The organism is Halobellus ruber (assembly GCF_014212355.1).
Taxonomy (GTDB): Archaea; Halobacteriota; Halobacteria; order Halobacteriales; family Haloferacaceae; genus Haloquadratum; species Haloquadratum rubrum.
Map to the genome: position 1 here is coordinate 705,256 of NZ_JACKXD010000001.1, position 20,599 is coordinate 725,854.

Below are 20,599 nucleotides of genomic sequence, written 5' to 3' on the forward strand. Positions count from 1 at the left end.
ACGGAGCGGTCGTTTTGAGGGGCCGCGATGCCGGACTCACTCCACTAACCCGACCGGCTCCGCATCGAGGATCGCCCAGTCGTGGCCCGGCAGGATCTCGTCGCCGCGGTCGAGCACCGCCGTCGCGCTCTCCCACCACGCGACCTGGTCCACCGCCCCGCCCAAGTGCTGTGGCACCCCCGCCTCGCGGTCGACGTTCCCGAAGGTCGGCACCGCGTCGGCGGCGACCACCGTCGTCCCGGCGTCGGTCTCGACGGCGATCGACTGGTGGCCGACGGTGTGTCCCGGCGTCGGGAAGGCCACGACGCCCGGACAGAGTTCGACCTCGCCGTCGATCGCCGTGAGATCGCGCGTGGTCCACGGTCGCGTCGGCCCCGTCGAGGACGCCTCATACCGGACCGCGTGCGGGGGATACGGGTCGGTCGCGTACGACAGTTCCTCCCGCTGGACGACGAACTCCGTCGACTCCCCGAAGGGATCGAGGTTGTGGCAGTGGTCCCAATCGAGGTGTGAGAAGACGACCGTGTCGACGTCGGCGGGCGCGTACCCCTCGGCGTCGAGCACCCGTCGGAGCCGTCGGTCGTCGCTCCGGTGACACTCGAAGCCGGGGTGGCGGCCGGTCACTCGGTCGGGATCGCCGAAACTCGTATCCACGAGGATGGTCTCCGTGGCCTCGATCAGGTACACCGTCGACGGGGCCTCGATCCGCCCGGACTCCCCGACCAGATCCACCGCGGCGTCCATCGCGATCGACCCACAGCACAGCGGCGTGACGCGTGGCGACATCGGCTGTGGGTTGTGGATGCGACGGAATAAATCACGGCGACGCGGTCCACCCGGAGGCGGAATCGGGGAGGGTTTAGTGGTTCGAGCCGCCACCGTTCGGTATGCGAGTCGAGACAGTCGGCCCCGACGATACGGCCGACGCGCCGGAGGTCGCAGCGGTCGGCGGGATCCACGGCGACGAGCCCTGTGGCGTCCGCGCCATCGAACGGTTTCTCGACGAGGGCCCGGTCGAGCACCTCGAACGGCCGGTGAAACTCGTCGTTGCCAACGAGCGCGCGCTCGAAGCGGGCACCCGCTACGTCGAGGGCGACCTCAACCGGCTGTTCCCCGGCGACCCCGCAAGCGACACCTACGAGGAACGATTGGCGCACGACCTCTGGGAGGCGATCAACGACTGTACGATCCTCGGGTTTCACTCCACGGTCTCCTTCGACGAGCCGTTCGGGACGCTCGCGGATCTCACGCCGGGGAAGGCGGAGATCATGCGGGCGCTGCCGCTCGCCCACGCCGCGGACTTCACCGGGGTCGTGTCGGGTCGGAGCGTGAACCTGCCGGGGTTCGTGAACGTCGAGGCCGGCTACCAGGGCTCCGACGCCGCGGCCGACACCGCCTACGACTGCCTGCTGGCGTACCTCCGTGTGATGGACGCACTCCCCGGCGAGCCGGAGCCGACGCCGACGGCCCACTACCGCGTCCGGGAGACGCTGGAGAAGTCCCCGGGCACGACCTACCGGGTCCACGCCGGGAACTTCGAGCGCGTCGCCCCCGGAACCGCCTACGCGACGACTGGGACCGGCGAGGAACTGACCGCCGAAACCGAGTTCTGGCCCGTGCTGCTGTCGGCGAGCGGCCACGACGCGCTGCTGGGGTACGCGGCCGATCGGACCGGCGAGATCGGCGCGGTCGCCGGGGAGTGACCCGCCCCGCGGCGTGGCCGCCGCGGAAGGCAAGGCCCTTCTCGCCGCAACACCAAACGGAAGTATGGATGCGACAGTCGCCGTCACCGCGGTCCGGGACGTGGGACCGCGGACGATCGCGATCGAGTTCGAGGCGCCCGCGGATCTCGACGCCGAGCCCGGACAGTTCCTGAAGCTCGTCGGCACCGTCGACGGCGAGGAGTACTCGCGGTTCTACACGCTCTCCTCGCCGGGCGTCGACGACACCTTCGAGATCACCGTCGGCATCGACCCCGAGGAGGCCGGACCGTTCAGCGAGTTCCTCGCCGACCTCGCGGCGGGCGACACCGTCGACATCTCCGGGCCGTTCGGTCGGAACTTCTACGAGGGCGAGTCCCGCGTGGTCGTGCTCGCGGGCGGCCCGGGCGTCGGCCCCGCGGTCGGGATCGGCGAGGCGGTCGTCGCCGACGGCAACGATGTCGCCGTGGTCTACCGGGCCGACGCACCCGCCCACGCCGAGCGGCTCGACGCGCTCGAAGCGGCTGGCGCGTCCGTGGTGGTCACCGACGGCGACATCGACGGCCACGTCGCTGCCGCGGTCACGGGGGCAGCCGACGAACAGGTGTTCGTCTACGGGTTCGAGGGGTTCATCGAGGACGCGACCGCGGCGCTCGATGGTGCGGGGGTCGACCCCGACGACGCCAAGGTCGAGAACTTCGGGTAGTGGTGGTTCGGACCGGACGGATTACCGGACGCCGAGGACCACCGCCGGGATTTATGGGCCGCTACGCGAATGTTGTGAACGTCTATGACGGACGAGAGCGGTGACGGACAACTCGAAGCGCGACTGGCCGAGCAGGAAGCGTTCGAGCCGAGCGACGACTTCATCGAGCAGGCGAACGTCGCCGACGAGTCGATCTACGAGGAGTTCGAAGAGGAGTGGCCGGAGTGTTGGACCCGCGCGGCCGACCTCCTCGATTGGGACGAGGAGTACACGGAGATCCTCGACGACTCCGAGGGCCCCTTCTACGAGTGGTTCGCCGACGGCACGTTGAACGCGTCGTACAACTGCGTCGACCGCCACGTAGAGGCCGGCGACAAGAACCGCGTCGCGATCAAGTGGGAGGGCGAACACGGGAACACCCGGACGTACACCTACCAGGACCTCTACCGCGAGGTCAACGAGTTCGCGGCGGCCCTCCGCGACCTCGGCGTCGAGGAGGACGATGTCGTCACGATGTATATGCCGATGGTCCCGGAGCTACCGATCGCGATGCTGGCCTGCGCCCGGATCGGCGCGCCGCACTCGGTCGTCTTCGCGGGCTTCTCCGCGGAGGCGCTCGCCACGCGGATGAACGCCGCCGAATCCAGATACCTCATCACCTGCGACGGCTACTACCGCCGCGGCGACCCCCTCGACCACCAGGCGAAGGCAAACGAGGGGCTGTCCAGCGTCGACCACGGCGTCGACGCCACGGTCGTCGTGGACCGCCTCGGCGACGACGGGTTCGGCCACGACCTGAAGGGCAACCAACACGACTGGGACGACCTGCTGGCCGACTTCCAGGGCGACCGGGTCGACCCCGTCGAGCGGAACGCCGAGGACATGCTCTTCTTAATGTACACCTCCGGCACCACCGGCAAGCCCAAGGGGGTGAAACACACCACGGGCGGCTACCTCGCGTACACGGCGTGGACCTCCCACGCCGTCCTGGATCTCGAACCCGAGGACACCTACTGGTGTTCGGCCGACATCGGGTGGATCACGGGCCACTCATACATCGTCTACGGTCCGCTGGCGCTCGGGACCACGACGGTGATGTACGAGGGCACGCCCGACTACCCCGACCGCGGCCGGCTGTGGGAACTCGTCGAGAAGTACGCCGTCGACGTGTTCTACACCGCGCCGACCGCCATCCGGGCGTTCATGAAGTGGGGGCCGGAGTACCCCGAGTCCTACGACCTCTCGACCCTCCGGCTCCTCGGCACTGTCGGCGAGCCGATCAACCCCCGGGCGTGGAAGTGGTACTACAAGCACATCGGCGGCGAGGAGTGCCCGATCGTCGACACCTGGTGGCAGACCGAGACCGGCGGGATGATGGTGTCGACGCTGCCGGGGATCGGCACGATGAAGCCGGGGTCGGCGGGGCCGCCGCTGCCGGGGATCGACGCCCGTGTCGTCGATACCGACGGCGAGGAGGTCGACGCCGGACAGGCGGGCTACCTCACGGTTCAGCGGCCCTGGCCGGGGATGCTACGGACGCTGTACCGTAACGACGAGCGGTTCATCGACGAGTACTGGGACGAGTACTCAGATCCCGACGAAGGGGAGTGGGTCTACTTCCCGGAGGACGGCGCGAAGATCGACGACGACGGCTACATCACGATCCTCGGGCGCGTCGACGACGTCGTCAACGTCTCCGGCCACCGGCTGGGGACGATGGAGATCGAATCCGCGATCGTCGGCGTCGACGGCGTCGCGGAGGCCGCTGTCGTCGGCGGCGACCACGACATCAAGGGTGAGGCGGTCTACGCGTACGTCATCCTCGAGGACGGCTACGATGGCACCGAGGAGACGCGCGATCGGATCATCGAGGGCGTCGAGGACGCCATCGGCCCGATCGCCCGCCCCGAGGAAGTGACGTTCACGCCGGAACTCCCGAAGACCCGTTCGGGCAAGATTATGCGGCGACTCCTCGAAGAGATCGCCAACGGCGAGGAGCTCGGCGACACCACGACCCTCCGGAACCCCGACGTCGTCAGCGACATCCAGGAGCAGGCAAGCGGCGATTAACCGGGCCACGGCGCCGATTACCGCCGGTGACCCGTGTGTTCGCCTCCGAGCAGGCCCTACCCCCACCCTGACGGGCGGGATCCCCCGAACCGGTGAACGCGTGAGCTGCCGCCCGCTACGTCTCACTGTTTGTGAACACGCATCCGAACGTCCTCGGACGGCTGTAATGTCAACCACATATTCGTTTCGGGCTGGGGGGAGCTCAACAGCTCGAACTCCACACGTCGGGCAAGCATCGGGATGATGTGTTTCAACTCCATCATCGCAAAGTGCATTCCGATACACTGGTGGGGGCCACCGCCGAAGGGGAAGTACGCGAACTCCGGTCGCCCGTCGCTCCGGGCATCGGTGAAACGCTCGGGTCGGAACTGCTCGGGCGCGTCGAACCACCGGTCGTCCGTGTGGACAGTGAACTGTGGCAGCAGAAGCTTCGTTCCTTCGGGAACGCGGTAGCCTCCGAGAGTTGTCTCCTTGACGGCCTCGCGGAACAGCATCCCCGCCGGTGGATAGAGCCGCATCGCTTCCTTGGCGACGTGTTCGGTAACGGTGAGGTCGGCGAGGTCGTTCGCCGTCGGTGGGCCGTCAAGCACGGCCGTGGCTTCCCGGGATACCCGGTCCCGCTGGTCGGGGTGGGTCGCCAGCAACAACCACGTGAACGTCAGCGCCATCGCTGTCGTCTCGTGCCCGGCGATGAGGAACGTGATCAGGTGGTCGTGAACCTCCGCATCGGTCATCGTATACTCGTGGTCGTCCTCCGTTTCCAGCATCATCGTCAGGAAGTCGTCGTACTCGCCGGGGGTCGCTCTCCGCGCTTCGATGAGCGCATCGACCGTTTCGTCGAACGCATCCATAGCCCGCTCGTACCGTCGGTTCCCGTGGGTCGGCACCCACGAGGGGAGGAGCATCTCGACGGCACTGAGACCACTCATATTCGCCATCGCCTGGAGTTCGTCGGCGGCTTCCGTGATCACCTGCCGGTGCTCGCCGAGGTCGAAATCGAACAGCGAATTCGTGAGTATCGACAGTGTCAGCCCCGAGAACTCCTCGTTGATGACGACCTCCTCCCCGTCGTCCCACCCCTCTATCAGCCGCTCCGTGGCCGAGACCATCGCCGAGCTAAATCCCTCCAGCCGGTCTAACCCGAACATCGGCTGGAGGAAGTGACGCTGCTGTTTCCACTTCTCACCACGTGTGAACGTGAGACCTCGGGGTGCGACCTCGTAGTCGAGAAGTTGCTTCAGTTCGTCGAAGTTCCACCGTTCGTAGGTGCCCTGCTCCAGTAGTACCTCGCCGATCTGCTCGGGATGGAAGACGGCGACGGCGTCGATACGCGGGAACTCACAGTGGACGACATCGCCGTACCCGGCAAGCTCGTCGAAGAAGCCCATCGGCTGGTTGAGGTACTGGTGGGTATTGCCCAGCACCGGGAGCCCATCCGGGCCCGGCGGAAGCTCGTCGGTCTCACCATCCGGACCTGTGGACGTGTCACCACCCGTCATACGCGAGCGTATCCGGATGATAGTAAATAATCATTTTCCCGGGAAAGCGCGTCGCGGAGACGTCCGCACGAGGCTCGCCTCACCGACTCGGTAGCGAACTCCGGTCGGCGCAGATGGACCTCCACCGGCGTACTGAGCCCCCCGATGCGGAAGTTACACTGTGACCCTCGTGGATCGAGGTGGAACGGCCCGACTACAGATACGCGGCGTCCCACCGCGCCGCCTTCCGGCGGTTGCCGCACTCGTTGCACTCCAGGCGTTCCATCGTGTCCATCGCGACGTCGAAGCCCTCGTCGCCGCCACACATCCATCCGTAGGGGTTCTCCCGGTCCTCGTCGAGGTAGACCGCAAAGAAGGGCGCTTCCGACCCGCGTGCGGACTCGTCGTAGGCGACGTAGACGGTTCGACCGTCGACCGCCCGCTCGACGAGCCCGCTGGGATCGGAGTCGGTATCCTCCAGGAACGTCGTGTACACGCGCTCCTCGAACGTCTCGCCGTGGATCTCGACGGTCCGGGTTCCGACCTCGCTGAACCCCTGTTCCTCGTAGAACGACACCCCCGCTTGGTTCTCTTCTAAGACCCGACCCTCGAGGCGGTCGACGCCGGCGACGACGAGTTCCTGTTTGAGCCGCGCGAGCAGTTGCGAGCCGATCCCGCCGCCGCGGTGGTCGGGCACTACGTGCAGCCAGTCGAGGTAGCCGACCGACTCCCGGCCCTCCGCGACCTCGCTCTGTGCGAACCCGACCACAGAGCCCGAATCGACCGCGACGACGAACACCGAGTCGTCGTCCGCCAGGGCGTCGGTCAGCCGGTCGGCGCTGTACCACTCGTCGACGGCCGCCGCGATCGTCTCCTCGTCGATGGCGTGGTCGTACGATGTCCGCATCGATGCGGCCGCGACCCGACGGATCGCGTCGACGTCTTCCGTGGTCGCATCCCGAATGTCCATACCTACAGTTCGTGGTCCCCCTACTTGATATCCCGGGACCGATCCGACGGGTCGTTCCGCGTGTGACAACGACTCCGTCGCTTCGGGTGGCTGAAGTATAAGTACGTCGCCGCCGACCCGTTCGGTATGACGCCACCACGCGAGGAATCCGGCCGGACGGACGGCGGGGCCGCCGAGGAACCGGTATCCTTCTCGGTCGAGATCGAGGACGGCGAGACCGTCATCACGATGCGCGGGGACCGCGACACGGCCGTGGTCGTCCGCTCGGCGTCCGGCGAGCGGATCTACCTCCCGCCGGAGGACTTCGACCGCGACGCCCCCGGGAGCCGCGAGGGCCGTGCGGGGGAGACTGACGGGTCCGAGGGATCGGAACCGGACAGCCCGTATCAGTCCGCCCCGACGGACAGCCCATATCAGTCCGCCCCGACAGATAGCCCGTACCAATCGGTGCGTACGGACAGCCCATACCAGTCTGCACCGACAGACAGCCCGTACCAGTCGGCGCAGACGGACAGCCCGTATCGGGGCATCGAGGACGACAGCCCGTACGGGGGCTCCGGCGAACCGACCCACGGCGAGGGGCTGTCCGCGACCGCCGACGGGTACCGGATCCGCCACCCCGAACCCGTCACTGACGTCCGCGTCCTCCGGTGACCGGGCGTTGGGACGCCCCCGGCGATTACCTGCCCGACCCGTCGGCCGCAACCGGCCTCACGCGATCGATTCGTAGAACGCGACGGTCTGATCGACGACCTCGTCCCAGGTGATCGGGTCGTACTCGGGGACCCCCTCCAGTTCGAGCGCCCGTTCGATCCCGGCGGCGATCGACTTCGAGTTCGGCTCCACCTCGACGACCGACTCCGCCGGGAGCACCTCGTTGACGCCGCTCTCGGTTGCGACCACCCGCGTCCCCGCCGACAGCGCCTCCGTGATCGTGATCCCGAACGGCTCCGCCAGCGACGGCGACACGAACAGGTCCGCGGAGGCGTAGTAGTCGCCGAGTTCGGTCTCGGGGACGTACCCGACCCACTCGATCCGGTCGTCGATCCCGAGCAGCTCCGCGAACCGCTTGAGCTGATCGGTGAGGTGGCCCGAACCGCCGATCACCAGCGTGACGTCGTCGCGGTCGAGGCGTTCCATCGCGTACACCAGGTGGGCGATCCCCTTCTGGTCGGTGTGTCGGCCGACGAAGAACAGCATCTCCCCGTCGATTCCGAGTTCGGCCTTGAAGTCGCGGCCGGTCGTGGAACACTCCGAGAACCCGTTGTAGATGACCGTCGGGTCGCCGCCGTACTGTTCCCTGACGTCGTCGGCGGTGAGTTCGCTGACCGCGATGAGGTGGTCGGCCCGTTGTGCGAGTCGGCGTTCGGTCTCGACCTCCCGACGCGGGGGGTTCAGGTTCCGGTCCGACGACAGCGAATGAAACGTCGACACCCACTGCACGTCGGCGTTCGCCTTCGCGCGCGAGCCGGGGCCGTAGCCGAACCAGTCGTGGGTGTGGACGATGTCGGCGTCCGCCGCACGCTCCGCGAACGGTTCGCTCATTCGCCCCACGCGGGTGATGATGTCGCCATCGCCGGTCTCCACGCCGACGATCCCCGTCCGGTCCTGCGGGGCGTACTCCGCCGGCAACACCAGCTCGATGTCGATCCCCTGCTTTTGCATCCCGTCGAACAGCTCCCCGACGTGCGTGTCGAGTCCCCCGCTCACGTTCGGCGGGAACCCCCACCCGAGCATCAGTACCTTGGGCGGCATCCTTGTCCCAACCTCTACGCTCTCGCACATAAGTCCATCCGGTACGATAATCATAGTTACGCCGCCGGGACCGACCCGTCGCACCGAAACCCGCTTCATCCGTGGGCGCCACCCGTCGGTATGGAGGTCTTCGTCAACGCCGCCGTGAGCGCGGACGGCAAGCTCTCGACGCGGCGCCGCGAGCAGGTCCGGATCAGCGGCCCCGACGACTTCGCCCGGGTGGACCGGCTCCGTGCCGACGCCGACGCGGTACTGGTCGGCGTCGGGACGGTGCTGGCCGACGACCCACGTTTGACCGTGGACGACCCGTCGCTCCGGGCGGCCCGCACGGACCGCGGCGACCCCGCGACCCCGGCCCGCGTCGTGGTCGACTCGACGGGGCGGACGCCGGCGGACGCACGGATCCTCGACGACGCCGCGACGACCTACGTCGTGGTCGCTTCGGCCGCACCGGACTCGCGCCGGCGGGCGCTCGACCGGGCTGGCGCGGAAGTCGTCGTCGCCGGCGACGACGACCGTGTCGCACTCGACGACGCGTTCTCGGCGCTGTCGGCCCGCGGGATCGACCGCCTGATGGTCGAGGGCGGCGGGGAGATCATCTTCTCGTGTTTCGCCGCCGGGCTGGTCGACGAACTCTCGGTGTACGTCGGGTCGCTGGTTCTCGGCGGCCGGGACGCGCCGACCCTCGTCGACGGCGACGGCTTCGTGGAGTCGGTTCCCGACCTGCGTTTAGAGGAGGTCCGTCGGGTCGACGACGGCGTGTTGCTGGAGTACGGCGTCGACGGATGGGTCGAAACGGACCGGTAGCGGCGAGGATCGGCCGCCTGGAGGGCGTAAGCGGCCCGTACCGACACCGCGAGGCGGTCGTGCGGGCTGCGGTCCCACCCTCGAAATAAGTAAGAGGCTGCCCGCCGTACTGTCGACCGATGAGTACCCCCGAGACGACCGGTACGCCGATCCACGTTGAGAGCGAAGACCACCTCGAGGAGTTGCTGGGCGAGCACGACGTCGTGCTCGTCGACTTCCACGCGGAGTGGTGCGGCCCGTGCAAGATGCTCGAGCCTACCGTCGAGGAGATCGCGGCCGAGACCGACGCGACGGTCCTGAAAGTCGACATCGACGACCTACGGGCGGTCGCCCAGGACGCGGGCGTTCGGTCGGTCCCGACGCTGGCGTTCTACGAGAACGGCGAGGAGGCCGAACGCGTCGTCGGCGTCCAGGACAAATCCGACCTGGTCGGCATCATCGAGCAGTTGGCGGCCTGAGCCGGCAGGCGCCGCCGACCCCGGCGTCGCCGGTTGAGCGCCGAAACTGTCGGTCCACCGACCGGCGTCGCTTACTCGTTTTCCATTTCCGGGACGCCCAGCGACGCGAACTCGACGCTGTGGTCCGTCGACCTCCGGTGTTCGGAGAGCCGCTGCTCCGCTTCCGTCCGCCCGTCGGTGAGGAACTCGGTCGGACAGTCGTGGCAAACGATGTGGTACGTGTTCCTGTCGCCGTCCGATGCGTCGATCGTGCCGGGGGTGGTCATATCGCATTACTCGTCGGACACTCTCTTAACTAATAGCCGATTAGTTCGACCTCGGCGATTGAAATCGATGTTAACGAGCGATTAATCGCGGCGTGGGCATCGGTGTGTGCGCCCGCGGGCAGGGAGGGCTTTTTACCTCGGGACGAGTACGAGGCAGTATGATCTCGCTCGACGAAGCTGTGACGGCCAGGCTCGAATCCCACGGCGAGCGGTTCGAGGTCCTCGTGGATCCGGACGCGGCGCTCGAAATGAAGCGCGGCGAGTTCGAGGGCGACCTCGAGGACGTCATCGCGGCGGAGGACGTCTTCTCCGACGCCTCCCGGGGCGACCGGCCCGCCGAATCCGACCTGGAGACGGTGTTCGGGACGACGGACCCCCTGGAGGTCATCCCGGAGGTCGTCCGGCAGGGCGAGATCCAGATCACCGCCGAACAGCGCCGGGAGATGCAGGAACAGAAGCGGAAGGCGCTCATAAACCGGATCGCGCGGAACGCCGTCAACCCCCAGATGGACAACGCCCCCCATCCCCCCGAGCGGATCGAACGCGCCTTGGAGGAAGCGGGGTTCCAGGTCGACCCGATGGAGCCCGTGGAGGCGCAGGTCGACGAAGCCCTCGACGCCCTGCGGCCGGTGATCCCCATCCGGTTCGACGAGGTGACGGTCGCGGTCCAGGTTCCTGCCGATCACGCCGGCAGCACCCAGGCGCAGGTCCGGGAGTACGGCGACCTAGAGCGCGAGGAGTGGCAGCCCGACGGGTCGTGGGTCGGCGTCGTCACCTTCCCCGCCGGGATGCGGAACGACTTCTACGACCTGGTCAACGAACTGACCTCCGGCGAGGCCGAGACCCGCGTCATCAAGGACAAGGACGAACTCAGCACGCGGTAGTCGGGTTATCCCTTCTTGAATCCGGCTAAGAAGCCGCCGGTGAACCCCGCCGAGACGGACAGCGTCGAGAGGATCGTCGAGACCCAGCCCGGGGGCGTGCCGTCGGCTGCGGCCTGTGCGTTCTGGAGCACGCCGGAACTCAACCGCTCCCAGTCGACCGTCAGGATGCCGCGGGATTCGAGGAACTTGAACAGCGCCAGCTCCAGCCCGACGAGCACCGCGATGACCTTGGCGACTTTCTTGGCCGCGAAGCCGATGATGCCGCCGATGACCGCACCGCTCCCGAACTCGATGCCGAGCTGTGTGGGATCGAGCGACAACTGTAACGATTCGAGCATACCACTCACTCGATATTGGCGGTATAAGTCGTTTGTGGAGGAATCGGACGGTCAGAACGAAATCCGGGGTTCTCCGGGAAAAAACGAAAAAGAGACGAGAGCGATCGGTATCATACGGATTATTGTAACGAACTGCCGGTCATCGCCGACCCTGTATCCGGCGATGACCGGCAATTGACTACAATACTCCGTATCAGTCGTCTGCGGGTGCGGCGTGCCCACCGCTACCGGTGATGGCGAAGTCGCGGATCGACGACTCGTTGTTGGTGACCCAGCGGATCAGAAGGAACGCGAAGATGTACTTCGCGAAGATGTCCAGCGCGGAGTACCCCCACGACGAGATCCCGACCGGAATGAGCGCGAGCCCTTCAGGGGCGATCGCCCAGATGATGGGGTAGCCCAGCCACAGCACGATCGTGAGCGCCCGTAGCGTGCTGAAGATCTCGCTGGTTCCAGCCTCCGCAGCGGCGTCCGGCCACTGGGCGACCAGCGCGTACAGCACGGCCACGAAGAACGCACAGCTGACGAAGTAGAACGCCCATCGGAGCCCGTACGACGACGTGATCAGTGCGGCCGCGAGGCCGGTGATACACATCCCGATGTCGGCGGCGATGACGGTGAAGATGCTGCCGATGTCGACGTCGGCGAGCAGGCCGAGTGCGAGCAGGATCATCGGCGTCGACAGCGCCCACGTGAGGTACCGGCCCCACTGGCTGAGTATCATTTCGCCGGCGAGTGCGTGGCCCGCCGGCATCTGGATCAGTCCGACCGTGAGCCCGGACACGAGTCCGAGGTAGCTGGAGATCGACACCAGCGGAATCATCAGCGTCGCACCCCAGATGGCTTTCACCCGTCCGTTCGTTATGTTCCGACCCATATACACGAACAGGAGAGCCGATACCCCGGCAAGGGCAATGTTGACCCACAGCGAGGAAGCGAGCAACGTGTTCCCCGCGATCTGGTCGGCTACCTGACCCTGTGTTTGCTGCAGCGGTACGGCGATTCCGTTCAGTACGCTTGCACCCGACATACAACCACGATTACGGACTCACTGTATAAATAAGTACGACCGATTCGGAAAATAAATGGCCACAATATTTTTTAAATTGTCACACTGCTCGGGGGTGATTTCGGGAGGCGGTCTCCCCGCCCCTGGCCAGAGACGGACGGCGTCTGCGCGCGGGTCGTTTTTGTCTGTCAGGCCCGTTCCGATCGTATGGGGACGCCTCCCGAAACCCTCGCCGGCGTTGCAGACGTCGACTGTACCGGAACACAGGCGGTCGTCACCGGGTCGACGAGCGGGATCGGCCGTGCCGCAGCGGTGGCGCTGGGGCGGTTGGGCGCGGACGTGGTCGTCCACGGACGCGACCGCGACGCGGGATCGGCCGTGGTTGCCGAACTCGAAGCCGTCGGCGCGGACGCAACCTTCGTCCCGGCGGATTTCACCGACCGCGCGGCGGTCCGGGAGTTTGCGACGACTGTCCGCTCCGAGACCGACGGGGTCGACCTCCTGATCAACAACGCCGGCGGGTTCTTCCGCGAGGGCCGGATCACGGGACTCGGCGTGGAGCGAACCTTCCACGTTAATCACCTGTCGCCGTTTCTGGTGACCGCCGAACTGCTGGCTCACCTGCGGAGGGGCGCCCGCGTGGTCACGACTGCCTCTGCGGCCCACCGCGGCACCGACCTTGACCTTGACCGAGCCACGACCCTCGACGGGTACTCGGGCACCTGGGCGTACAGCCACTCAAAACTCGCGAACGTACTCTTCTCGAACGAACTCGCCCGTCGGCTCGACGCCGCCGACCGGGCGGTCACCGCGAACAGTTTCCACCCGGGCGCGATCCCGGGTAGCGGGTTCAGCCGGTTCCTCCCGGGGCCGCTCCCGTCGGTCGTCCGGTTGTTCGACTCGGTCCCCGGGGTCACCTCAGTCGCTGACGGTGCGGCGGCACTGTTGTTCCTCGGCGTGTCGCCCCGGACCGCCGACGTCTCCGGACGCTACTTCTCGGGGCAGGAGCCTGCGAGCCCATCGGCGGCCGCGCGGGATCAGACCGCGGCCCGGCGGCTCTGGGAGCGAAGCGCGTCGCTTCTGGACATCGACGAACCGCTTGCGGACGCCTCGGAGGCGGCGGTACAGGGGAACGACCCGAGGTAAACTCGTCGTGCGGCCGGCGATTCGGACCCGTGGCGCGTTGTCGACCGCCGAGGTTCCCTCTGTCGGTGAACCGAGCCAAACGGATTAGGCTCGGAACGCTTGTCCGCCGCGCCCGTATGCGCGTGCACGAGGATGAATGGAACTGAACACCGATACAGGACCGGTCAGACGCGTCTCCTCCACGTCGACGACGACCGGGCCTTTCTGGACGTGACCGAGGCGTTCCTGACCCGTGAGCTTCCCTCGGTCGACGTCACGACCGTCGAACGGCCGGCAGCGGCGATCGAACGCCTCCGGGACGAGTCGCTCGACTGTGTCGTCAGCGACTACGAGATGCCTGATCTCGACGGGCTGGAGCTGCTGTCACGGGTCAGAGAGCGGTATCCGGAGCTGCCCTTCCTGTTGTACACCGGGAAGGGTAGCGAGTCGATCGCGAGTCGGGCGATCAACGCGGGCGTCACCGGCTACCTCCAGAAGGGCGGGCCCGAGCAACACGAGCGGCTGGCCAACCGCGTCCAACACGCGATCCGGGAGTACCACGCCGGCCTCGATCGGGAGCGGTACTCCGCGGTCCTGCAGGCGCTCGGGTATCCGACGTACGTCGTCGACGCCGAGGGCCGGTTTGCGTACGTCGATGAGGCGTTCGCCGAGCTCACGGGGTACGACCGGGAAGAACTCGTCGGCGTCGAACCCGCGTTGATCAAGACCGACGAGAGCGTCGAGAAGGCGAACGACGCGCTCCGGTCGGTGGTGTCGTCGTCGGGGCCCGACGCCGAGCAGTTCGAGATCGAGATCCGGACGAAGAACGGCGACCTGATCCCGTGCCGGGACCACATCGCGCCGCTGCCCTTCGACGAGGAGTACCGCGGGTGTGCCGGGATCCTCCGTGACATCACCTCACAGCGCCGTCGCCGCGAGGAGTTGGCGCGGCAAAACGAGCGGTTAGAGGAGTTCATCTCCGTGGCCTCACACGACCTTCGGACGCCGCTGACGACCGCACGGACCGCCGCCGAACTGGCCCGCGAGACCGGCGAATCGGAGTTCTTCGACCGACTCGAGGACGCACACGATCGGTTCGAGCGGATGCTCGACGAACTCCTGACGCTCGCCCGCGAGGGCGACGACGTCGCCGCGACGGAGCCCACCGACCTCGGGACGGTGGCCCGGACCGCCTGGGAGAGCGTCGGGACCGACGGGGCGGAGTTTTCGGTGGTGTCGCCGCCGACGGTCGAGGCCAACACCGGTCGAACCCGCCGACTCCTCGAGAACCTCCTGCGCAACGCGGTGGTTCACGCTGACGAGGGCGTGAAGATCGAAATCGGGTCGCTCGACGACCGAGCGGGGTTCTACGTCGCCGACGACGGCCCCGGGATCCCGCCGGACGCCCGCGAATCCGTATTCGAGCCGGGGTATACGACCGCCGAGGCGGGCAACGGGTTCGGGCTGGCGATCGTGTCCCGCATCGCGGCGGCCCACGGGTGGGACGTGACGCTCACCGACAGCGAGGACGGCGGCGCCCGCTTCGAGTTCGCCGGCGTCGAGCCATCAGCCGAAAGCGCTGAGCCCGTCGACTCGGTGACCCCATCCACCCGGTCGTGAACCGGCGAGCGATACGGTTTTGCCGCCGGCGCGGGTTAGGACGGTGATGCTTGGACTCCGGTACCTCGCGTGTCACGACTGTGGGACGGTTTATGCGGTCCCCGACGACCTGGAGGCGTGCGACCGCTGCGGCGCCACGGAACTCGCGGGTTTGTCGTCGGATCCGGGTGCCGAGGCGTACTTCTCCCGAGGGCTACGGAACACGTCGGGCGGCGCAGACCGGTAGCGAATCGCTTCCCCGCCGACTCCCCGTCACAGCTCCGGGAGTCGGCCCCCGTCGACCGCCACGTTCTCGCCGCTGATGTACGACGCGTGGTCGCCGAGGAAGAAAAGCAGCGGTGCGGCGACCTCCTCGAAGCTCGCTGCCCGCCCCCGCGGGAACGAGGAGACGTCCGAGACGGTGTTCTCGACGGCGAACGGCGAGACCGCGTTCACCGTGATCCCCTCCTCTCGGGTGTCGGCCCCGAGCATCCGGGTGAACATCACGACCCCCGTCTTGCCGACGAAGTAGGGGAAGTTCACCGGGTGGGCGTGCATCCGGTCGCTGTCGGCGAACCCGATGTTGACGATCCGCCCCCAGCCCTGCTCGCGCATCCCCTCGAGCGCCCGCCGGGAGCAGAGGACGGTCCCGTAGAACGTGCTCTCGACGGCGTCCCGCCACGCCGACCACTCGATCTCCGACCAGTGTCTGGGATCGAAGTTGCCCACGTTGTTGACCAGCACGTCGACGGTCCCGAGGGTGGACTCGGCGTCGTCGAACAGGGCGTCGACCGCGTCCGGATCGGTCACGTCGCCGGCGACGGTGGTCGCTTCGACGCCGTACTCCCGCGCCTCTTCGGCGGTCGCTTCGGCGGCGTCCTCGCTGGTGCGGTAGTGGACCACCACGTCGGCGCCACACGCCGCGAGCGTGAGCAGCAGTTCGCGGCCGACCCGGGTCGCACTTCCGGTCACGAGCGCCGTCCGGCCGTCGAGATCAGGTGCCAGATCCATACGGTCCCCTGCAACCCGACGGACTTGAATCCGTCCGGGGATCCGGTGGCGGACGTGCCGACGTCGTGGCTGGTCGGTGTCCCGGGCTGATCCCCGGATCGAACCGCCACCCACCGTCCCCGGGCAACGCCTCGCGGTCAGTAATCGCCGAGCACGCCGAGGCGGCGGGCCCGACGCGTCGCGTACTGGAACACCAGGTAGCCGGCGCCGAGGTAGCCGACCGCGACGGCCACCAACAGCCCGAGGTCGGCGATGGCGAACTCCCAGATCCGGGTGCCGTCCAGCATCGCCCGCTGGAGGAGGCCGCTGCCGTGAGCAAGCGGGAGGAGTCGCAGCCACCCCACGTCCAGCGACGGAGCCGACACCAGTACCACGAACCCGAACTGGAGCAGGTTCAGCCAGTTCCCGATCCGCTTGTACAGCAGGGTGATCCCGCCGGCGGCGAACCCCAGCCCCAGAACCGAGGTGATCGACAGCCCCGCGACGATCACGATGGTGACGACGTTGAGTTCGAGGGTGACCCCCGTCACGACGAGCATCACGCCCAGCACGATCCCGGAGGTCAGAAACGTCCGGACGAGCTTCGCAACGCCCTTCAAAAGCGCCACCGGCGCGAACCCGAACGGGGTCATCACGTGGCGTTCCAAGGTTCCCCACTGGACCTCGCTGCCGATGTCGTTGGAGATCGCGGAGTACGCGCCCACCGAGAGGGTCCACAGGAAGTAGCCGACGATGATCCCCTCGATCGAGTCGGTCAGCGCCCGCCCCGCGACCATCCGCCCGCCGTAGAACAGCACCCCGAAGAAGAACACCGCGATCACTACCCCGCCGACCGCGTTGGCCGGATAGCGGACGAACAGCACGGCTTCGCGGTAGAGCACTGCCCGTGCGAGCCGGTAGTACCCCGCGGGTTTCGGTCCTCCGGACTCCGGCCGCCCGGCCATCTATCGGGACCCCTCGCCGTCGCGGGTGAGTTCCACGAACACGTCCTCGAGATCCGGTTCGATCGTCTCCAGGTCGTCGATCGTGACCCCGTGCTCCCGGAGATAGCGCACGAGCGCGTAGAGGTCGTCGGTGTCGATTGCGACCTCGATCCGCGTCACTCCGCCGGTGGTGTCGGCTCCGACGACGTCGAACTCCCGCCGGAGGTCGGCACGCAGCGCCGGACCCAGATCGTGGCTGACGATCCGCAGGGTATGTCTGTCGTCGTCGGCCAGCAGCGTTTCGACGCTGTCGTCGGCGACGATCCGGCCGTCGGACATGATCAGCACTCTGTCGCAGACCGCCTCGACGACGTCCATATCGTGGCTGCTGACGACCACCGTCAGCCCGCGTTCCTCGGCGACCCGGCGCAGTTCCGACTGGAGGGTGCGGGAACTCTCCACGTCGAGGCCGAGCGTCGGCTCGTCGAGGAACACCACGTCGGCGGCGCCCGCGAGGACGCTCGCGAGCGACACCTTCCCCTTCATCCCCCGCGAGAGGTTCCGCACCGGCGTGTCGATCTTCGATTTCAATCCGAACCGGTCGAGCAGCCGGTCGTGGCGATCCGCGACCGAGTCGGGGTCCACCCCGCCGATCGTCGCGAAGTACCGGAGGTTCTCACGGACCGTCAGCCGCCAGTAGTCGTTGCGCGCGCCTTCGAGCATCGCGTCGACGTGTGCGTACGCGGCCTTCGGGCGGGCGCGGACGTCGATGCCGTGCAACCGCACCGACCCCTCGTCGGGGAGGACCATCCCGAGGATCGACTTGATGAGCGTCGTCTTCCCCGCACCGTTCGGGCCCAACAGCCCGACGATGGAGCCGGCCTCGATCTCGACGGAGACGTCGTTGACCGCCGTCACCGCGTCCGGCCCGGTCCCGAACCGTTTCGAGACCCCGGAGACGGCCACCGCAGGGACGTCGGTCCCGGGCGCCGTCGACGGTGGGGCCGCCCCGCCGGCTTCCCTGCGACCGCCGTCGTTCACGTCGCTGTCGGGAGCGTCGGCGGCCGCCGGATCCGCCTCGCCCTCGCTGTCCGGCGGGTCACCCTCGGACGCCGGGTCCGTCGATTGCTCCTCGCGGGTCGCCATTACCGCCGTAAGGGCGTCCGCAGGGAAAAGCTCCACCGGGTGCCGGACCCAGGGGCCCTATGAGGTTTTGTCGCTCGCGCCCCAGACGCCACGTATGAAAGCCTCCGTACGGACTGTCATCGACCGGCCACCGGAAGCAGTCTTCGAGTATATGGACGTCCCGGAGAACCAAGCGCGGATCTCCCCGCGGCTCTCCGGGGTCGAAACCCTCGGCACCCTCGACAACGGCGGCAAACGGGCGACGTACACCTACGGCCTGTTCGGGCTCTCGTTCCGCGGTGAGGTCCGGGGGGTCGTCCACGAGCCGCCGGAACGGATCGTCTTCGAGCTCTCGGGCGACATCGACGGCCGGATCGAGTGGGAGTTCGAGCCGGTCGACGGCGGCACCCGCCTCACCTACACCGCAACCTACGACCTCGGGCTCCCCCGGCCGGTCCAGTGGCTGCTCTCGCCGCTGACGAACCGGTTCAACCGGCGGGAACTGGAGGCGACGCTCCGGAACCTCGCGGACCGCCTGGCGGCCCCCGAAGCGGAGTGACCCGCGGCTACGGCTCCAGCACCTCGATGAGGTTTCCCTCGGGATCCCGGACGAACAGGATCCGGGTCCCGCTTTCGGTGGTCCGCGGCCGGCTCAGCGTCTCGACGCCGTCGTCGAGACCGCCGTAGAACGCGTCGATGTCGTCGACGGACAGCCCCACGTGCACCGCGCCCGGCCGGTTCAGTTCGGGTTGTTCGCCCCGCGTCGCTTCGGGATCGTACTCCACGAGTTCGATCCGGGCGCCGCCGGCGTCGAGGTGTGCGAACGAGCCGGTCGCGCCGTCGACGTCGACGGCGTCGCCGAAGGCCTCGCCGCCGACGTTGAACTCCGCTATGACGTCGAGATCAAACGTGTCGGTGTAGAACGCCACCGCGCGGTCGAGGTCGGAGACCGTGATACCGACGTGGTGGGCCGTTGGTTCGGGCATATGAGGCGCGAGGCGCGTCGGGATCAAGAACCCCCACCTTTTTTGCTTCGGGTGTGCTCACTGCGTTCGCACACCACTCACCGCAACAACGTGGGCGAAAAAGTCCCGCGCTCGCGACTTGCGGTCGCTCCCGCGGTTTCACTCCTCGTCCGCCTCGTCGACGCTTTCGACCTACGAGTTCCGGTCGATCCACTCGCAGAACGCCTCGAAGTCCTCCGCACCGGCGTCGTCGGCGATGTCGCGCAGCGTCCCGATACTGACCGAATCGTGCGCCGGGACGGTCACGGTACGTGGTTCCGTCCCCTCGTGACTCTCCGGTGGTTTCCATCGCAGGATCAGGTGGTCACCTGCGGTCCGAACGTGCCGAAAGCCACCGACGTTCACAAGCACTTTGTACACGTCCTCACCCGAGAAATCCCGCTTTGCCATCCCTACTGTAGCACGTCGGGGAGTTCGTCGCCCTGCGATCGAGCGACTTCGGGATCGATACCGAGCTCACGGATCTCCTCGTCGGTCGGGGGGTGTCCGCCGTCGTCTTCGATAGCTTCGACGACGCTATCGAGGGTTTCGAGGGCAGCCTCCCGGCTCTCTCCCTGTGTGGTCACCCCGACGCGGAGGTCGCGGGCCGTCCACTGTCCATCCGGATTCCGCAGGAGTCGGATCTCCCGGTCCGGAGCGTCGGCCTCGCCCGCGTCGGCCCGTGCCATACAGTTCGATACCGCACCCACGGGCAAAACCGCTTCGCTCCCACCTTTTTCCGGTTCGGGTGTGCTCACTGCGTTCGCACACCACTCACCGCAAAAACGTGGGCGAAAAAGTCCCGCGCTCGCTCCCCCCGGTCGCTCGCGCGGTACTATTCCTCGTCTCCGCCGACTGCGTCCTCGACGATTGCGATCTCCTCGTCGGTCAGCCCGTACAGCTCGTACACGATCTCGTCGATCAGCTCGTCGGTGCGCTCGATCTTCCGATCGAGCTCCGCGGCGCGTTCCTTCGCGTCGACGTACCGCTCTACCCCGTCTGCGACGTCGTCGGGATCGGGGAGCGTCAGCGCTTCCAGGCGGTCGACCGGCGAGTTGGTCTTTGTCGCGGTCTCCCGGAAGTTCGCGAAGCCCCCGGCCTCCGCGACGGCGACGGGGACGAACGCCTCGATCAGCGCGGCCTCGGTGTCGGTCAGGTCGGTCAGCCGCATCGCCGGGATCGGGTCGGTCTCGGTGTAGCCCCAGCGGTCGGTCTCGTAGGTGATCTCACGGGCTTCGCCCGTTCGACCTGTCCGAGACGCTCCCTTCGGCCGCGTCTCGCTGTCCTGATTGTCGGGTTTGTAGCGCGCTGTGGCGTGGATGAAGACAGTGTCGTCGCTCTCGCGTTCATTGGTTACTGTTCCATCTTCCT

Annotated in this window: 24 protein-coding genes and 1 pseudogene; 11 read left to right on the top strand and 14 right to left on the bottom strand. The window is 67.4% G+C overall.

The window, feature by feature from the left end:
* Positions 1-36: 36 nt before the first annotated feature.
* Complete coding sequence (locus H5V44_RS03645; protein WP_185191753.1) at positions 37-786, bottom strand: N-acyl homoserine lactonase family protein; 750 nt, start codon at positions 784-786, stop codon at positions 37-39.
* Between the two features lie 101 nt (positions 787-887).
* Between H5V44_RS03645 and H5V44_RS03650 the strand changes: the two genes are divergently transcribed.
* From H5V44_RS03650 to acs, 3 genes are all read left to right on the top strand, one after another.
* Positions 888-1,703 carry a succinylglutamate desuccinylase/aspartoacylase domain-containing protein gene (locus H5V44_RS03650; RefSeq protein ID WP_185191754.1) on the top strand — a complete coding sequence of 272 codons (816 nt, stop codon included), beginning with the start codon at positions 888-890 and terminating at the stop codon, positions 1,701-1,703.
* A 64-nt stretch (positions 1,704-1,767) separates the two neighbouring features.
* Positions 1,768-2,406, top strand: a complete 639-nt coding sequence (locus H5V44_RS03655; protein ID WP_185191755.1) for a ferredoxin--NADP reductase — start codon at positions 1,768-1,770, stop codon at positions 2,404-2,406.
* An 84-nt stretch (positions 2,407-2,490) separates the two neighbouring features.
* Entirely contained in the window at positions 2,491-4,476 is a 1,986-nt protein-coding gene (acs, locus tag H5V44_RS03660; RefSeq protein ID WP_185191756.1) for an acetate--CoA ligase, read from the top strand.
* A gap of 122 nt (positions 4,477-4,598) precedes the next feature.
* Here the strand turns inward: acs and H5V44_RS03665 are convergent, their stop codons facing one another.
* Complete coding sequence (locus H5V44_RS03665; protein ID WP_185191757.1) at positions 4,599-5,975, bottom strand: cytochrome P450; 1,377 nt, start codon at positions 5,973-5,975, stop codon at positions 4,599-4,601.
* Positions 5,976-6,168: 193 nt separating this feature from the next.
* Positions 6,169-6,924: a GNAT family N-acetyltransferase gene (locus H5V44_RS03670; RefSeq protein ID WP_185191758.1), complete on the bottom strand. Its 756-nt coding sequence runs from the start codon at positions 6,922-6,924 to the stop codon at positions 6,169-6,171.
* A gap of 126 nt (positions 6,925-7,050) precedes the next feature.
* Here H5V44_RS03670 and H5V44_RS03675 point away from each other — a divergent pair, with 126 nt between their 5' ends.
* Complete coding sequence (locus H5V44_RS03675) at positions 7,051-7,578, top strand: DUF7510 family protein (protein WP_185191759.1); 528 nt, start codon at positions 7,051-7,053, stop codon at positions 7,576-7,578.
* Between the two features lie 57 nt (positions 7,579-7,635).
* Here the strand turns inward: H5V44_RS03675 and H5V44_RS03680 are convergent, their stop codons facing one another.
* Positions 7,636-8,661: a glycosyltransferase family 4 protein gene (locus H5V44_RS03680; protein WP_185192023.1), complete on the bottom strand. Its 1,026-nt coding sequence runs from the start codon at positions 8,659-8,661 to the stop codon at positions 7,636-7,638.
* 138 nt (positions 8,662-8,799) lie between these two features.
* Here H5V44_RS03680 and H5V44_RS03685 point away from each other — a divergent pair, with 138 nt between their 5' ends.
* The gene (locus H5V44_RS03685) at positions 8,800-9,486 is read left to right on the top strand and encodes a 2,5-diamino-6-(ribosylamino)-4(3H)-pyrimidinone 5'-phosphate reductase (RefSeq protein ID WP_185191760.1); all 687 of its coding nucleotides are present in this window, start codon (positions 8,800-8,802) and stop codon (positions 9,484-9,486) included.
* 119 nt (positions 9,487-9,605) lie between these two features.
* On the top strand, positions 9,606-9,944 hold the full coding sequence (trxA, locus tag H5V44_RS03690) for a thioredoxin (RefSeq protein ID WP_185191761.1): 339 nt from the start codon (positions 9,606-9,608) through the stop codon (positions 9,942-9,944).
* Between the two features lie 71 nt (positions 9,945-10,015).
* Here trxA and H5V44_RS03695 read toward each other — a convergent pair whose 3' ends face one another.
* On the bottom strand, positions 10,016-10,210 hold the full coding sequence (locus H5V44_RS03695) for a hypothetical protein (RefSeq protein WP_185191762.1): 195 nt from the start codon (positions 10,208-10,210) through the stop codon (positions 10,016-10,018).
* Between the two features lie 158 nt (positions 10,211-10,368).
* Between H5V44_RS03695 and H5V44_RS03700 the strand changes: the two genes are divergently transcribed.
* On the top strand, positions 10,369-11,094 hold the full coding sequence (locus H5V44_RS03700) for a ribosome assembly factor SBDS (RefSeq protein ID WP_185191763.1): 726 nt from the start codon (positions 10,369-10,371) through the stop codon (positions 11,092-11,094).
* Between the two features lie 5 nt (positions 11,095-11,099).
* Here the strand turns inward: H5V44_RS03700 and H5V44_RS03705 are convergent, their stop codons facing one another.
* A complete protein-coding gene (locus tag H5V44_RS03705) occupies positions 11,100-11,432 on the bottom strand; it encodes an FUN14 domain-containing protein (protein ID WP_185191764.1) in 333 nt (110 codons plus the stop codon).
* Positions 11,433-11,625: 193 nt separating this feature from the next.
* Complete coding sequence (locus H5V44_RS03710; RefSeq protein WP_185191765.1) at positions 11,626-12,462, bottom strand: bacteriorhodopsin; 837 nt, start codon at positions 12,460-12,462, stop codon at positions 11,626-11,628.
* Between the two features lie 186 nt (positions 12,463-12,648).
* On the opposite strand from H5V44_RS03710, the gene H5V44_RS03715 reads away from it, so the two are divergent.
* The 3 genes from H5V44_RS03715 (at position 12,649) to H5V44_RS03725 (ending at position 15,412) form a co-directional block, all read left to right on the top strand.
* Positions 12,649-13,587 carry an SDR family NAD(P)-dependent oxidoreductase gene (locus H5V44_RS03715; RefSeq protein ID WP_185191766.1) on the top strand — a complete coding sequence of 313 codons (939 nt, stop codon included), beginning with the start codon at positions 12,649-12,651 and terminating at the stop codon, positions 13,585-13,587.
* A gap of 132 nt (positions 13,588-13,719) precedes the next feature.
* Positions 13,720-15,186, top strand: coding sequence for an ATP-binding response regulator (locus tag H5V44_RS03720; protein ID WP_185191767.1), 1,467 nt, complete (start codon positions 13,720-13,722; stop codon positions 15,184-15,186).
* 46 nt (positions 15,187-15,232) lie between these two features.
* Positions 15,233-15,412, top strand: coding sequence for a hypothetical protein (locus H5V44_RS03725; RefSeq protein WP_185191768.1), 180 nt, complete (start codon positions 15,233-15,235; stop codon positions 15,410-15,412).
* A gap of 26 nt (positions 15,413-15,438) precedes the next feature.
* Here the strand turns inward: H5V44_RS03725 and H5V44_RS03730 are convergent, their stop codons facing one another.
* The 3 genes from H5V44_RS03730 to H5V44_RS03740 all read right to left on the bottom strand — a co-directional run bounded on the left by H5V44_RS03730 (position 15,439) and on the right by H5V44_RS03740 (position 18,245).
* Entirely contained in the window at positions 15,439-16,176 is a 738-nt protein-coding gene (locus tag H5V44_RS03730; protein WP_185191769.1) for an SDR family NAD(P)-dependent oxidoreductase, read from the bottom strand.
* Between the two features lie 137 nt (positions 16,177-16,313).
* Entirely contained in the window at positions 16,314-17,120 is an 807-nt protein-coding gene (locus H5V44_RS03735) for an ABC transporter permease (RefSeq protein WP_185191770.1), read from the bottom strand.
* Complete coding sequence (locus H5V44_RS03740) at positions 17,121-18,245, bottom strand: ABC transporter ATP-binding protein (protein ID WP_185191771.1); 1,125 nt, start codon at positions 18,243-18,245, stop codon at positions 17,121-17,123.
* Between the two features lie 94 nt (positions 18,246-18,339).
* Between H5V44_RS03740 and H5V44_RS03745 the strand changes: the two genes are divergently transcribed.
* A complete protein-coding gene (locus H5V44_RS03745; protein WP_185191772.1) occupies positions 18,340-18,783 on the top strand; it encodes an SRPBCC family protein in 444 nt (147 codons plus the stop codon).
* Positions 18,784-18,790: 7 nt separating this feature from the next.
* Here the strand turns inward: H5V44_RS03745 and H5V44_RS03750 are convergent, their stop codons facing one another.
* The 4 genes and pseudogenes from H5V44_RS03750 to H5V44_RS18060 all read right to left on the bottom strand — a co-directional run.
* The gene (locus tag H5V44_RS03750) at positions 18,791-19,210 is read right to left on the bottom strand and encodes a VOC family protein (protein WP_185191773.1); all 420 of its coding nucleotides are present in this window, start codon (positions 19,208-19,210) and stop codon (positions 18,791-18,793) included.
* A gap of 171 nt (positions 19,211-19,381) precedes the next feature.
* On the bottom strand, positions 19,382-19,639 hold the full coding sequence (locus H5V44_RS03755; protein ID WP_185191774.1) for a type II toxin-antitoxin system HicA family toxin: 258 nt from the start codon (positions 19,637-19,639) through the stop codon (positions 19,382-19,384).
* A 2-nt stretch (positions 19,640-19,641) separates the two neighbouring features.
* Complete coding sequence (locus H5V44_RS03760; protein ID WP_185191775.1) at positions 19,642-19,917, bottom strand: type II toxin-antitoxin system HicB family antitoxin; 276 nt, start codon at positions 19,915-19,917, stop codon at positions 19,642-19,644.
* A gap of 146 nt (positions 19,918-20,063) precedes the next feature.
* Positions 20,064-20,591: pseudogene (locus H5V44_RS18060) on the bottom strand (Eco57I restriction-modification methylase domain-containing protein); the annotation flags it as partial.
* Positions 20,592-20,599: the final 8 nt, after the last annotated feature.

Coding starts and splice junctions, on each gene's coding strand:
- H5V44_RS03730 (WP_185191769.1), bottom strand. CDS start 16,176: ATGGATCTGGCACCTGATCTCGACGGCCGGACGGCGCTCGTGACCGGA.
- H5V44_RS03675 (WP_185191759.1), top strand. CDS start 7,051: ATGACGCCACCACGCGAGGAATCCGGCCGGACGGACGGCGGGGCCGCC.
- H5V44_RS03720 (WP_185191767.1), top strand. CDS start 13,720: ATGAATGGAACTGAACACCGATACAGGACCGGTCAGACGCGTCTCCTC.
- acs (WP_185191756.1), top strand. CDS start 2,491: ATGACGGACGAGAGCGGTGACGGACAACTCGAAGCGCGACTGGCCGAG.
- H5V44_RS03715 (WP_185191766.1), top strand. CDS start 12,649: ATGGGGACGCCTCCCGAAACCCTCGCCGGCGTTGCAGACGTCGACTGT.
- H5V44_RS03645 (WP_185191753.1), bottom strand. CDS start 786: ATGTCGCCACGCGTCACGCCGCTGTGCTGTGGGTCGATCGCGATGGAC.
- H5V44_RS03680 (WP_185192023.1), bottom strand. CDS start 8,661: ATGCTCGGGTGGGGGTTCCCGCCGAACGTGAGCGGGGGACTCGACACG.
- H5V44_RS03735 (WP_185191770.1), bottom strand. CDS start 17,120: ATGGCCGGGCGGCCGGAGTCCGGAGGACCGAAACCCGCGGGGTACTAC.
- H5V44_RS03665 (WP_185191757.1), bottom strand. CDS start 5,975: ATGACGGGTGGTGACACGTCCACAGGTCCGGATGGTGAGACCGACGAG.
- H5V44_RS03655 (WP_185191755.1), top strand. CDS start 1,768: ATGGATGCGACAGTCGCCGTCACCGCGGTCCGGGACGTGGGACCGCGG.
- H5V44_RS03750 (WP_185191773.1), bottom strand. CDS start 19,210: ATGCCCGAACCAACGGCCCACCACGTCGGTATCACGGTCTCCGACCTC.
- H5V44_RS03700 (WP_185191763.1), top strand. CDS start 10,369: ATGATCTCGCTCGACGAAGCTGTGACGGCCAGGCTCGAATCCCACGGC.
- H5V44_RS03670 (WP_185191758.1), bottom strand. CDS start 6,924: ATGGACATTCGGGATGCGACCACGGAAGACGTCGACGCGATCCGTCGG.
- trxA (WP_185191761.1), top strand. CDS start 9,606: ATGAGTACCCCCGAGACGACCGGTACGCCGATCCACGTTGAGAGCGAA.
- H5V44_RS03725 (WP_185191768.1), top strand. CDS start 15,233: ATGCTTGGACTCCGGTACCTCGCGTGTCACGACTGTGGGACGGTTTAT.
- H5V44_RS03695 (WP_185191762.1), bottom strand. CDS start 10,210: ATGACCACCCCCGGCACGATCGACGCATCGGACGGCGACAGGAACACG.
- H5V44_RS03755 (WP_185191774.1), bottom strand. CDS start 19,639: ATGGCAAAGCGGGATTTCTCGGGTGAGGACGTGTACAAAGTGCTTGTG.
- H5V44_RS03745 (WP_185191772.1), top strand. CDS start 18,340: ATGAAAGCCTCCGTACGGACTGTCATCGACCGGCCACCGGAAGCAGTC.
- H5V44_RS03685 (WP_185191760.1), top strand. CDS start 8,800: ATGGAGGTCTTCGTCAACGCCGCCGTGAGCGCGGACGGCAAGCTCTCG.
- H5V44_RS03740 (WP_185191771.1), bottom strand. CDS start 18,245: ATGGCGACCCGCGAGGAGCAATCGACGGACCCGGCGTCCGAGGGTGAC.
- H5V44_RS03705 (WP_185191764.1), bottom strand. CDS start 11,432: ATGCTCGAATCGTTACAGTTGTCGCTCGATCCCACACAGCTCGGCATC.
- H5V44_RS03650 (WP_185191754.1), top strand. CDS start 888: ATGCGAGTCGAGACAGTCGGCCCCGACGATACGGCCGACGCGCCGGAG.
- H5V44_RS03760 (WP_185191775.1), bottom strand. CDS start 19,917: ATGGCACGGGCCGACGCGGGCGAGGCCGACGCTCCGGACCGGGAGATC.
- H5V44_RS03710 (WP_185191765.1), bottom strand. CDS start 12,462: ATGTCGGGTGCAAGCGTACTGAACGGAATCGCCGTACCGCTGCAGCAA.